Source organism: Plantibacter flavus (genome assembly GCF_900177615.1).
GTDB classification, from domain to species: Bacteria; Actinomycetota; Actinomycetes; order Actinomycetales; family Microbacteriaceae; genus Plantibacter; species Plantibacter flavus.
On record NZ_FXAP01000001.1, the window covers coordinates 999,757 to 1,012,296 of the forward strand.

The window sequence follows — 12,540 nt, forward strand, 5'->3', positions numbered from 1 at the left end:
TGTCCTAACAGAATGATCGTAGGGCGCTTCACGGCGCGACAGTGTCGAGGAACCGACGACTTCTGTCGGAGATCCGACACGATGATGCGTGCCCGGGTGGATCAGCGCCAGTAGAGCTGATGGGCAGGGTCCGCCCGCACCCGTGCCACGTACTCACGAGCGGTCATGCCGAACCGGGCTCGGAAGCTCGCGGAGAAGGCGCTCGAGGATGCGTACCCGCAGCGGTGCGCCGCCGCCCCGATCGGCATGCCGTCGATGATCAGGCGCGCCGCCAGTGTCATCCGGACGCCTGTCCGCCACCGGGCGAAGCTCATCCCGGTGTCGTGCTGGAAGATCCGCAGCACGGTGCGCTCGTGGAGGCCGTGCACGTCGAACAGCTCGCGCGCGCCCCGGGGGTCACCCGGGTCAGCGAGGATCGCACGGACGAGCGGATGGACACGGTCGTCGGACGGCATCGGGATCTCGCCCCAACCGTCCGCCGTCTCCGGCGCGGACTGCTGCAGCATCTCGATGAGGACCGCCTGCGCTCGGACCCGCAGGTCGGTCGGCATGTCGTTGATCCCGAGGTGGAGCAACATCTCCTGCACCGCACGCGGGACCAGGACCTGGGCGACGGTCTCGACCGGAGCGATCAGCGAGGCCGCGGGGAGGTAGGTGTAGCACCCGGTGGAGTCGCGCTCGTGATGCGCCGTGTGCGGGGTGTGGGCTGGGATCCACACGCCCTGGCCCGGGGCCAGACGCCACATCGCGTGCGGGAGGTGCACCCACACGGTCCCGCGGTAGCACCAGGCGAGCATGGCGTCCGGATGACGGTGCGGCGGCGAGAGCGGGCGGCTCCCGGTGTCCTCGTCGGTGACCACGCCGGTGCCCATCAGATACGGTTCGGCGACGGACGACGGATGCTCGGGGCTCGCGTCCCAGTCGACCCGGCTGTACGGGCTCAACGTGCGCTCCCTGCTGGGCGACGATCCACGTCATCGAGACGCGGTGTCGCTGAGCCTGCCATGTCCGCCATGGTAGCGGGCCGGTCCTCGCCGTCGGCTTGCCAGGGACGGGCGGAGCGGGAACACTGGGGTCGCTGCATGGACGTCATGAGCGTGATCTTCGGGGGAAGGAGCGGCGATGACCGCTGCACCGGGATGGTACGAGGCGGGGACGCCGGGCAAGCTGCGCTGGTGGGATGGAACGCAGTGGACCGCTCAGTAGGCCGACGCCGCGCCACCGGTGAAGCAGGAGGTGCCGGTCACACTGCTGGCACCGACTCCCATGGCGTCGCCGTCGCAGCTGCCGTCCGGACCGCAGCCGGGCTGGTATCCGACGGGGCCGGATCAGCTCCGATGGTGGGACGGCTCGCACTGGACGGGGCTCAGGGTCAAGAACGGGAAGCCCGGGACCGATTGGGCGACCACCGAGCAGCCGAGCTTGGCCTGGGTGTTCGGCTCGATCTTCCTCGTGCTGGCGATCGCGCAGTTCAGCCTCGGCGCGCTGTCCAGCCACCTGTCGTTCAACGGATTCCCGATGCTCCTCCTGACGCTGCTCTGGTTCGGTATCGCCGCCCAGACGACCGCCGTGCGGCGGATCCCGCAACCGGTCGGCGCCCCGGTGTTCATCGACGTGGTCCGTCCATTGCCCGGTGAGCAGGACGGTCCCGGTGCCGGGTGGTACTCCGTGTCGCCGCGGGCGACGAGGTGGTGGACCGGCTCACGCTGGGCTCAGTACGTCGGCACCCAGTACGGCATCCGGCCGACGTTCCACGGAGCGCGCGCGTTCCGCACCTACCTCGTCATGGCCTGGGTCGTCCTCGGGATCGGTGTGCTCGCCTGCATCGTCGGCGTGGTGATCCTCGTCAACGGCAGCGGCGACGGCTACGGCTTCCTCGGAGGGTTCATCGGCGGCCTCGTCGTCGGTGGCGGTGTCCTGTTCGCGGTCCTCGGCGGGGTGCTCCTGATCATGTCGCGGATGCAACGCCGGCTCCTGCTCCTCCCGGAGCAGCCACCCGGGCGCTGACCACGGAACGGTCCAAGGGGAGGACGGCCCGTCGTCCGCGGGTAGGCTCGTCAGTCGGATGCGACGCGTCCGACCACCGATCCGAAGGGCACACGATGACCACGCAGGAACTGACCATCTCGAACTTCGAGGACACCGTGTCGGCCGAAGGCATCGTCCTGGTCGACTTCTGGGCCGAGTGGTGCGGCCCGTGCAAGGCCTTCGGCCCCGTCTTCGAGCAGTCGAGCGAGCAGCACCAGGACATCGTGTTCACCAAGGTCGACACGGAGGCGAACCAGGAGCTCGCGAGCGGGATGCAGATCACGTCGATACCGACGCTCATGGCGTTCCGCGACGGCGTGCTCGTCTTCTCGCAGGCCGGTGCCCTCCCCGCGCCGGCACTCGAGGACCTCATCTCGCAGGTGCGCGGTCTCGACATGTCCGAGGTGCACGCCGCCATCGCAGCGGCGAAGGCCGAGGCACAGGCCGAGTAGCCGACGTACCGAGGAGTGGTCAGTCCTCCGGCTCGCCGGGCGGACGCGCGAACTCAAGCCGGTGGACACCGGGCTCGTCGAGCCTGATCCGCCGCCGCCCGGCCGGCGCGCCGTCCTCCAGCCAGGTTGGAAGTGTGCAGACAGGGCCCGTGATCGCGACCATCGAGCCGTCGTCCGGCAGCTCGACGAGCACGCCGCCGGACGTGAGAAGCAGGGTCGCCGCGACGGGGCGATGACGGCTCCACTCGACATCCACGACGTGTCCACCCCGGACCCGGAACCCTCGGAACCGTCCCGCCGACCACTCGCCCGGGAGCGTCGGCAGTAGCGACAGGACACCGCCGTGCCCCTGGACGAGCAGCTCGACGACACCGGCCGTCCCACCCAGGTTGCCGTCGATCTGGAACACGTCGTCGAGGTCGCCCATCGGGTGCAGGTCGAGCAGCGCGGATGATGACAGCGGACCGAGCAGCGTGTCGAGCGCCTCGGACGCGAGCCCCGGGTCACGGAGTCGTGCGGCCAGGCAGAGGACCCAGGCCATGCTCCACCCGGTTCCGCCACCGCCGTTCGCGAGTCTCCGTCGCAGTGCGCGTCGGGCTGCCTCGACGTGCTCGGGCGTGTCCGATTCGGTGATCCGGGTCCCCGGATACAGGCCGTACAGGTGGGAGAGGTGCCGGTGGCCGGGCTCGGTCGGCTCCCGCTCCTCGGCCCACTCCAGGAGCGTTCCGTCCGCGCCGACCTGCGGCAGCCGGAGGGTGGCCACGGTGTCGCGTGCTCGAGCCAGGAGCCCGACGTCCGCGATGCCGTCGCCGACCCGCTCCGCGAGGGCGAGGTACTCGCGGAGGCACTCGTGCACCAGCTCCTGGTCCATCGCCGCGCCGGCCGTCACCGCCGCCGTGTGATCCGCGTCGACCACGAACCGGTTCTCCGGTGAGGTCGACGGACTCACGACCAGCGATCCGGCGGCATCCGTGACGACCATTCCCAGGACGAACGAGACCACCGGCTCGACGGTCTGCAGGACGGCGACGTGCTCGGCGTGATGAGCGCCACCGTCGTCCAGACGGCGGTGGAGGTGCGCGACGAGCCAGGGGAGCGCGCTCGGCCAGTTCGCCCAATGCGCGTCGAGCGGCACGGCGTCCGTGTGCCGCCAGAGGTCGCTGTTGTGGTGGGCTGCCGCCCCGTCGAGGCCATAGGACTCGCCGGCGGTGCGCCGCCCGGCGTCCACCAGTTCGTCGATGAACCGGGTGAGTGGCTCGACCAGGTCACCCAGGCCGGTGCTCTCCGCCGGCCAGTAGTTCATCTGGAGATTGATGTTGGTGGTGAAGTTCGCGCTCCATGGCGGTCTGACCTGATCGTTCCAGACCCCCTGGAGGTTCGCCGGCTCGCTCCCCGGTCGGGAGCTGCCGATGAGGAGCGCCCGTCCGAGGTCGAAGTAGCGCTCCGCGAGGTCGGCCGACGCCGACGCTGATGCCGAGAGATCCAGGTCGACGCGGTCGAAGAGCGACCGGTGGTCGGCCACGTGCCGTTCGAGCAGCGCTTCGCCGGTTCGCTGCAACGCACGCGAGACCGTCGCCCTGCTCTGCTCCAGCAGCGGCGACGGGTCACCGAGCGGTCGCGCCTGCCACCCGCGGTGTCCGGAACGTGTACCGACGACGAGGCGGAACCCGCCCGGGATCGGTTGCACCGCGATCGACAGCGCCCAGGCCATGCCGGCGTCGACGAGACCGTCGGCATCCGGGACGTCGGTCGGGTATCGGACGGCCTCGTCATCGTCACCGCCGAGATACGAGGGTCGCACGCTCGCCGGCGCACGGCCGGTCGCCGACCACCACCGGGTGTCGCCGACCGTGCGCTCCTCCGTCGTCGACGGGTGCGGCGTCGCGAACCCGACCCTCGGTTCACGGACACCGTCACCCAGCAGTTCGACGACGAGCACGTCGTCCACCGCCGACACGAACGCGTGGAGCGTGACCGCCTCGCCACCGCTCGTGGACGTCGTCTCGACGACGCCGCGCGCGAGATCGGAGGTCCGTGTCGATCGCGAACCGCCGTCGGGCGACGCGTAATCGATCGTGAGCCGGCCGAGCGGCTGGAAGGACTCGGTGAACGTGCTCCCGCGCAGTGCAGCCGCGCGGGCATCGGCCGCGACGGGATCGCGGTCGGCGATCGCTCGGCGGACGGACTCGAGCGGGCTGGGATCCGGGCGGGGTGCCAGCCCGTCGCCAGGACGTCGCGGACCTCCCGACCACAGGGTGTCCAGGGAGAGGTCGATGCCCTCCCGTCCGGGCACACCGTCGAGCGCCGCGCCCAACGTCCCGTTCCCGATGAGGAACCGATCGACGAGCCGGGTGGCCGGTCCGTCGAGTTCGATTCGATGACGCTCGACGCGCTGCTGTCGGTCATCCATCAGTGGTCGAGCCGGAGCAGCACGGCACCGTGCGCGGGCAGGGCCGTGTCGACGGCACCGTCGACGACCGGCAACGGCCGACCACTCCACAGCTCGGTGACGGACGATCGATCGGCGCAACCGAGATCGGCCAGGTGCACCCGCAGCTCCGTGTCCGCATCGCCGAGCCAGAACACCGCGCGCCACCGGGTCTCGCCGAGCTCAGCCGCCCAGACGACGAGGGAGCCGTCGCGGATGACCTCCCGGCTCCCGTCGCTGCCGAGCAGTGCGAGCACATCCGGGTTGGTCAGGAGCGTGAGCGTGTGCGTGGGGGTGTCCGGGAGGTGGCCGCCGAAGAAGAGCGGCGAGCGGGCGATGCACCAGAGGGTCATGAGCGTCCGTTGTTCGGCCAGGGTGAGGCGGCTCAGCCGGTCCGAACCGACGTGAGCCCGGATGCCGATCCGCCCCAGCGGGAGCATGTCCGCATCGGCCCACGCCCCCGGACGCTGCAGGGGCGCCCAGCGGGCCAGGCGCTGGAACTGTTCGAGCACCGCCGACCAGTCGTCCCAGAGGTCGTCGGAGATCCGCCACAGCTGCGCCGTCGATCGGAGGGTGTCGAGGTGCTCGGTCGAGAGTCGTTTCCCCGGGGACAGGCTGAGCACCATCGGTCGTCCGGTCGCATCGATCGCGCGCGAGATGGCCTCGATCTCGGCGGTCTGGATCGGTGGGTAGAGCACGTCGTCGAGCTTGATGAGGTCGACACCCCAGTCGGCGAGCTGCGCCATGACCGAGTCGTAGTAGGCCTGCGCACCCGGGGCGGTCATGTCGACGCCGACGTTGTCGGGGTTCCACGGGCAGACGTTGGTCGGATCCGCGATCTCCCCGCAATGGGCCGTCGAGCCGAGGATCGGCAGCTCGAGGTCGACGGCCAGACGCGGCACGCCTCGCATGAGGTGTACCCCGAAGCGGAGCCCGAGCACGTGCACGCGGTCGGCGAGCGCGCGGAAGCCGCCCGACACCGCAGACGGGAACCGGTTCGGCGCGGGTTGCGGTCGGCCCCAGGCGTCGAGCGTCGGCTGGGAGACGCGCTCGTAGTCGCCGACGCCGGGCGCCGGTTCGTACCATTGGATGTCGACGACCACCGTGTCCCAGCCGACGGGCAGCAGGTGCTCGGCCAGGAACGCGGCGTTGGCAAGTACCTCGGCCTCCGTGACGGACCCTCCGAAACAGTCCCAGCTGTTCCAGCCCATCGGCGGGCGGTCCGCCCGCGCCCGACGTGCTGCACGCACCTCGGTGATCGCGACGTCCGCCTCGCTCATGAGGCGACGACCTGAGCCGTGATCGTGGCGAAGGAGTGCGGTGGGAGCGTGACGCGAAGACCCGTCGGTGTGACGTCGAGACCCGTGAGCGGTCGCGGTGACACGGCGTCGGTCTCACCGGGACGGTTGTGGGCGTCGGGCCGCGCAGCGGTGAGCAGCCGACCGTGCGGCTCGACCACGGACCCGCCACGGACGTCGACCTCGATGACGAGTGGCGCGTCGAGGTCGACGTTCGTCAGCGAGCAATGGAGGACGCCGTCCTTGACGCTCGCCGAGGCGGAGACGGTCGGGATGCCGGCCGCGTGGGCGGCGTCGGCGTCGCGGACCGGCCCGACCACGTGTGTCGGGAGGGACGTGCCGTCCTGGTGCGGGCTGTTCATCTCGAAGACGTGGAAGGTGGGCGTCCGGACCATCTCGCCGCCGTCGGGATCGGTCAGGAGCATCGCCTGCAGGACGTTGACCGTCTGCGCGATGTTGGCCATGCGCAGCCGGCCCGCGAAGCGTTGGAACACGTCGAAGTGCCAGGCCGCCACCATGGCGTCGCGGATGGTGTTCTGCTGGAACAGGTGCCCGGGGTGCGTGCCCGGCTCGACGTCCCACCAGGTGCCCCACTCGTCGAGCACCATGCCGAACCGTTCCTCCGGGTCGTACACGTCCATGACGGCGGCGTGCGACGACAGCAGCTGCTCGACGCCCTGTGCTGCGGCGATCGTGCTCCAGTACTCCGCGGCGTCGAACCCGGTCGCGCTGCCCTTCGCCTTCCAGCTGCCGCCGATCGTGTAGTAGTGCACCGAGACGGCTTCCCAGGGGGTCGCCGAGAACGGATGGGTGGCCACGTCGGCGACGACCTCCATCAGCGTCTTGGTCCAGGCCACGTCGAACCCGTCGGCGCCGGCGGCGACCCGGTAGAGCGGGACCTTCCCGCCGCTCTCGCAGAAGGTGCCGAACTGGCGTGCGAGGTCCGCGTACGCGCCGGCGCGCAGGTTGCCGCCGCACCCCCAGGGCTCGTTTCCCAGCCCCCAGAACTGGACGTCCCAGGGCTCCTCCCGGCCGTTCGCCCGACGCAACTCGGCCATCGGGGTCTCCCCGGCACCGGTCAGGTACTCGATCCAGTCCGCCATCTCCTGCACCGTGCCCGAGCCGAGGTTGCCCGAGACGTAGGCATCGGCACCGAGGAGCTCGCACAGTTCCATGAACTCGTGGGTGCCGAACGCGTTGGTCTCGCTCGTCCCTCCCCATTGCGTGTTGATGAGCTTCGGGCGGTCCTCGCGAGGTCCGATGCCGCTCGTCCAGTGATAGCGGTCCGCGAAGCAGCCGCCCGGCCAGCGGAGGTTCGGGATGCGCAGTTCGCGGAGCGCCTCCACGACGTCGAGCCGGATGCCGCCGACGTTCGGCACGGGCGAGTCCTCGCCGACCCAGAAGCCGTCGTAGATCCCTCGCCCGAGGTGTTCCGCGAAGTGGCCGTAGACGTGTCGACTGATCGTGGGGCCCGGCCGGTCGAGGTCGACGGTGACGGTCGCAGTGGAGTCCATGGGTGATGTGGTCCTGTTCTGTGCAGCGGGTCGTGGGTCAGACGGCGGTCACGAGGATCGTGATCGCGCGGTCGGGCTGGAAGGTGGGGAGGTCGAGGCCGATCACGGCGAGCTGGCCACCGCTCAGCACGGGCGCCGCCTCGAGCGTGGCCGGGTCGGCGTCGAGTGGAGGCGCATCCCGGAGCCACTGGGGGATCACCCAGCGCGGGCCGAGGGAGTCGTCCTGCGCGACGGCGAGGCGGTAGTGACCGCCCGGGCGGAGTCCGGGAAGGCGGACCCGACGACGGGAGTCGGCCGACCACGGGGGAGTCACGAGGGTGTACAGCGCGGTGGTGCCGTCCTCCGCGACGACCCCGCGCAGGGTCGGAGCGTCGTCGTCCCACTCGCCGTCGCCGACGACGCGGCCGGTGGCGATGAGTTCGCGATGACGCGTGAACACGGTGATCCACCTGGCGAGGGTCGTCCGATCCGCAAGGTCGAGCTCGCGCAGGTCCCACTCCACACCGAAGTGCCCGAGCAGCGCGATCGCGCACCGGGTATGGAGCGTGTGCGTGCGTCCGGTCGTGGCCGACCTGGCCGAGGCCACGTGCGACCCGAGCATCTCGGGTGGGACGAGGAGCCCCGTCCATCGGAGCATCCGGGCCCGCTCGATCGGGTCGTGGTTGTCGGAGGTGTGGACGCGATCGGACCGTTCGAGGATGCCGAGGTCGATGCGGCCTCCACCGGAGGCGCAGCTCTCGATCTCGAGGTGCGGGTGCCGCGATCGGAGCTCGTCGAGCAGCCGGTAGAGGGCTTCGGTCTGGTCGTGCACGGCCGCCCGCCCGGTCGACGGATGGCCGGCATCGACGAGGTCGCGGTTGTGGTCCCACTTCAGGTACGCGATCCCCAGCTCGACGACCAGCGTGTCGATGGCCTGCAGGATGTGGTCGAAGGCCGCCGGGTTGCCGAGATCGAGCACCTGCTGGTGCCGGACGGGCGACGGGAGCTCGTCCCTCGCCCGCAGGATCCAGTCCGGGTGCTCCCGTGCCAGGTCGGAGTCCTCGTTGATCATCTCGGGTTCGAACCACAGCCCGAACTCCATACCGAGTGATCGCACCCGGTCGGCGAGCGGCGCGAGACCGTCCGGCCAACGCGCGGGGTCCGGTGTCCAGTCGCCGAGGCCGCGGGTGTCGTCGTGGCGTCCACGGAACCATCCGTCGTCGAGCACGTAGCGCTCGACACCGATGGCCGCGGCCCGGGTCGCCAACTCGGTGAGGACGTCGAGGTCGTGATCGAACAGGACCGCCTCCCAGACGTTCAGGGTGACGGGGCGCGGACGACGAGCCGCCCGCGAGGTCGAGCGCAGCCAACGGTGGTACCGCGACGAGGCGGCATCGAGGCCGACGCCGTAGGCCCCGTACACCCATGGAGTCCGGTGGTCCTCGCCAGGGCCGAGTCGGACCTCGCCGGGCAGGAGCAGCTCGCCGCCACGGAACGACAGGTGTCCGTCGGTGCGCTCGACGCCGATCGTGTGGTTGCCGCTCCAACCGACGTGGCACAGCCAGACGTCACCGGTCCGGCTGTCGAACCCCGGTGTTCCGATCGCGGTGACCCCGGTGGCGTCGAGACCGGGGCGACCGTGCCGCGATTCGCGGAGGTGCGTCCCGGTCGTGACCGGAAGCCGCTGCGGTAGCTTCTCGTTGCCCCACCGTCCGGCGAAGTCGAGGATCTCCCGAGCCGACGTCGGGATCGGGAGGGCCGGCACGACACCCTCGATCTCCAGGAGGTCGTCGCCCCGGTTCGTGACCGTCACGCGCGTGCGCAGCAGGCCACTCGGTGTCAGTTCGATCGCCACGAGGAGAGCGATGCCGGTCTGGTCGTCGACCGCGGTCACCTCGACCAGCGCGACGCCGCACTGCCGCACCTCGCCGGCCGGGAGTGCCGCTCTGTCGACCTCGACCGAGGTCACGTCGAAGCGCGACGACCAGGCCGTCCCGGCGCGATGCGCCCGGAGGCCGGGGAGACCCGACCAGCCCGACGCGTGCTCGGGCAACAGGCTCGGCTCGTACGGCGCGTCCGATCCGTCGACGAGGTCCCCGCGCACGGTGGATGTGGCCGCGGCCATCCACTCGAGGTCGTCGGCATCGACGGCGGTACCCCAGTGCGCGATCGTGGGGAGGCGGGTGCCGTGCTGGACGAGGACGACGGAGACGCCGTCGCACTGCAGATGGACGACGCGGTGTTCGGGCGTCGCTGAGAGGTCGGACATGGTTCCTCCGAAGCGGTCGGTGAGGCGGGTGTGACGGCCGGTGGGCCGAAGGTCAGGCTGAGTCCCGGACGACGAGCATGGTGTCGAGCCAACGTGGTGCGGTCGTCCGGCCGGCGATGAGCTCCATGACGAGTTCCGCGGCGACCCTGCCCATCTGTTCCAACGGCTGACGGACCGAGGTCAGCGGTGGCTCCGCGGTGGCCGCGACGACCGTGTCGTCGAATCCGACGAGCGCGATGTCGTCCGGGACCGTGCGGCCACTGGCCTCGAGGACGCGCATCGCGCCGACCGCCATGAGGTCGGAGCCCGCGAAGACGGCGTCGAGGTCCGGGTATCGGGAGAGCAACCGCGCCATGGCCGACGACCCGCTCGGCATGGTGAAGTCGCCTCGGGCGACCGCACGGGTGTCGAGGCCACGTTCGGTGAGGACGTCCCGCCAGCCTCGGACACGGTCGCTGGATGCGGCCATGTCGGCGGGGCCCGAGATGACGCCGATCCGCGTGCGGCCGAGCGCGATCAGGTGTTCGGCCGCGAGTCGACCGCCGGCGTAGTTGTCGGAGTCGACGAAGGTGACGTCCTCCGTGTGCTCACCCATCGGGCGGCCGACGAAGACGATGGGGAGATCCACCGAGGCGAGCGCCTGGGTGATCGTGCTGATCTCGTGCTGCAGGATCACCACCGCCCCGTCCACGTAGTGCGCCGCCAGGTAGGCGACGAGCGCGTCGAGTTGGCGCGGGTCGGCGAGGAAGAGTGCGGGTTGCTGGGCTGCCGACAGGAGCGCCGCGGTGGCGCCTTTGAGCGGTGCCGCGACGAACGATCCGGAGAACGGTTCGAGCTCGCCCGCCGCGAGGACGATCGCGACGGCGCCCGTCCTGCCGCCGGCGAGCGACCGGGCTGCGACGTTCGTGCGGTAGGCCAGTTTCGCGGCCGCTTCGCGCACCGCGACGACCATCGAGGCGTCGACCGTTGAGGCACCGGCGAGGACCCGCGACGCGGTCGCTCGGGAGACGCCGGCCTCTCGGGCTACGTCGACCAGGGTCGGTTTGCGCATCCTCGCTCCTTTGCGATCGTCCACCTGCCGGTGGTCTGGCAACGAGCATCGCAGAATCCGAGAGAGCGGTCTCCGAGTTGCGCAATATTGCCCTGGTGCCTTGGAACCCCTCTGCCTATGGTGATCACCACGCCCGAACGGTCCGGATGCTCCCCGATCCAGTCGACATCGGCGCGAGCCAGAGAGCGATCTCCGGCCGGTGACCGCAACGTAGCGCGACACCGCGGAACACGATCCCGCATAGGAGGGGGATTTCCAGTGAAATTCCGTCTTGCAGCAGCAGCAACCGTCGCCGTCATGGTCGGCGCCCTGGTCACCGGTTGTTCCGGGTCCGGCGGCGGCGATGACAAGACCTTCCAGTTCTGGTCCTTCACGGGCATCAACCAGAAGGCCGATGTCGAGAAGTACAAGGAAGCGCACCCCGACATCACCGTCAAGCTCACCGAGGTCGGCAGCACGCAGGAGACCGCCCAGGCGCTCACCGCGGCGTTGGCCGGCGGCAAGGTCCCCGACCTGGTGCTCATCCAGGGGGACGACATGCCCAACTTCGTCGCCAACCCCGACAACTTCGTCGACCTGAGCACGATGGGCGCCGACGACATCTCCGGGGACTACCTGCCGTGGGTCTGGGACCAGGCCGTGGCCCAGAACGACGCCGTCATCGGGGTGCCGACCGACGTGGGCGGGATGTCGATGGCGTACCGCGCGGACCTCTTCGAGGCCGCCGGCCTGCCGTCGGAACCGGACGCGGTCGCGGCGCTCTGGCCCACCTGGGACGATTTCATTTCCGTCGGCCAGCAGTACGTCGCCGCCACGGGGAAGCCGTTCCTCGACAACGCCGGCACCTCGGTCTTCTTCCAGACCGTGAACCAGGTCGACGAGAAGTACTACACGCCCGAGGGTGAGCTCGTGTACGACACGAATCCGCAGGTGAAGGAGGCGTTCGATATCTCGATCAAGGCGATCGAGGCCGGCATCACCGCGAACGTCCCCGCCTTCTCCACCGGCTGGAGCACGGGCAAGACCAACGGCGCCTTCGCCGCGATGGCGGCTCCGTCCTGGATGCTGAAGAGCATCAAGACGGACGCGCCCGACACCTCGGGCCAGTGGCGCGTGACGACGGTGCCCAAGGTCGCCGGCAACTGGGGCGGCAGCTACCTCGCCATCCCGAAGCGCGCGGCGAACCCGGAGGCGGCGTGGGCCTACATCAAGGAGATGCAGTCACCCGAGTCGCAGCTGAAGAACTTCACCGACACCGGCGCCCTGCCCAGCACGGTCTCCGCGTACGAGTCCACGGCGATCGCCGACTACACCGACCCGTTCTTCGGTGATTCGAAGATCGGCGCAGTGCTCGGCAAGTCCTTGCAGGAGTTCAAGCCGTTCTTCAACGGTCCGGAGACGGCGACGATCGGTTCCGCGATGATCAACACCGTGACGGACGTCGAAGCCGGCAACACCCCACCGGACAAGGCTTGGGACGTCGCGATGAAGGCCGTGAAGGACGCCCTCGGCGGCTGACCC

10 protein-coding genes are annotated in these 12,540 nt (G+C 70.2%); 4 read left to right on the top strand and 6 right to left on the bottom strand.

Annotated elements, in window-relative coordinates; translation table 11 throughout:
* Window positions 1-101: 101 nt before the first annotated feature.
* Window positions 102-944: a helix-turn-helix transcriptional regulator gene (locus B9Y95_RS04735; RefSeq protein WP_085510800.1), complete on the bottom strand. Its 843-nt coding sequence runs from the start codon at window positions 942-944 to the stop codon at window positions 102-104.
* A 178-nt stretch (window positions 945-1,122) separates the two neighbouring features.
* On the opposite strand from B9Y95_RS04735, the gene B9Y95_RS04740 reads away from it, so the two are divergent.
* The 3 genes from B9Y95_RS04740 to trxA all read left to right on the top strand — a co-directional run bounded on the left by B9Y95_RS04740 (window position 1,123) and on the right by trxA (window position 2,480).
* Window positions 1,123-1,206: a DUF2510 domain-containing protein gene (locus tag B9Y95_RS04740; RefSeq protein WP_085510801.1), complete on the top strand. Its 84-nt coding sequence runs from the start codon at window positions 1,123-1,125 to the stop codon at window positions 1,204-1,206.
* A 30-nt stretch (window positions 1,207-1,236) separates the two neighbouring features.
* Window positions 1,237-2,007 (top strand): DUF2510 domain-containing protein, encoded by a 771-nt coding sequence (locus tag B9Y95_RS04745; protein WP_143736330.1) that lies wholly within the window; start codon window positions 1,237-1,239, stop codon window positions 2,005-2,007.
* Window positions 2,008-2,102: 95 nt separating this feature from the next.
* Window positions 2,103-2,480, top strand: a complete 378-nt coding sequence (gene trxA / locus B9Y95_RS04750) for a thioredoxin (RefSeq protein WP_085510803.1) — start codon at window positions 2,103-2,105, stop codon at window positions 2,478-2,480.
* A gap of 19 nt (window positions 2,481-2,499) precedes the next feature.
* On the opposite strand, the gene B9Y95_RS04755 is transcribed toward trxA, so the two are convergent.
* From B9Y95_RS04755 to B9Y95_RS04775, 5 genes are read right to left on the bottom strand one after another with little or no spacing between them, the layout of a single operon-like run.
* On the bottom strand, window positions 2,500-4,890 hold the full coding sequence (locus tag B9Y95_RS04755) for a glycosyl hydrolase family 95 catalytic domain-containing protein (RefSeq protein WP_085510804.1): 2,391 nt from the start codon (window positions 4,888-4,890) through the stop codon (window positions 2,500-2,502).
* On the bottom strand, window positions 4,890-6,188 hold the full coding sequence (locus B9Y95_RS04760) for a glycoside hydrolase family 27 protein (protein ID WP_234993962.1): 1,299 nt from the start codon (window positions 6,186-6,188) through the stop codon (window positions 4,890-4,892). Before B9Y95_RS04760 ends, B9Y95_RS04755 begins: the two co-directional genes overlap by 1 nt.
* Window positions 6,185-7,720 carry an alpha-N-arabinofuranosidase gene (locus tag B9Y95_RS04765; protein WP_085510805.1) on the bottom strand — a complete coding sequence of 512 codons (1,536 nt, stop codon included), beginning with the start codon at window positions 7,718-7,720 and terminating at the stop codon, window positions 6,185-6,187. The genes B9Y95_RS04760 and B9Y95_RS04765 overlap by 4 nt, the downstream gene beginning before the upstream one ends.
* Window positions 7,721-7,757: 37 nt before the next feature.
* A complete protein-coding gene (locus B9Y95_RS04770) occupies window positions 7,758-9,968 on the bottom strand; it encodes an alpha-galactosidase (RefSeq protein WP_085510806.1) in 2,211 nt (736 codons plus the stop codon).
* Between the two features lie 52 nt (window positions 9,969-10,020).
* Window positions 10,021-11,019 carry a LacI family DNA-binding transcriptional regulator gene (locus B9Y95_RS04775; RefSeq protein WP_085510807.1) on the bottom strand — a complete coding sequence of 333 codons (999 nt, stop codon included), beginning with the start codon at window positions 11,017-11,019 and terminating at the stop codon, window positions 10,021-10,023.
* A gap of 258 nt (window positions 11,020-11,277) precedes the next feature.
* Between B9Y95_RS04775 and B9Y95_RS04780 the strand changes: the two genes are divergently transcribed.
* Entirely contained in the window at window positions 11,278-12,537 is a 1,260-nt protein-coding gene (locus tag B9Y95_RS04780; RefSeq protein WP_159453329.1) for an ABC transporter substrate-binding protein, read from the top strand.
* Window positions 12,538-12,540 lie beyond the last annotated feature (3 nt).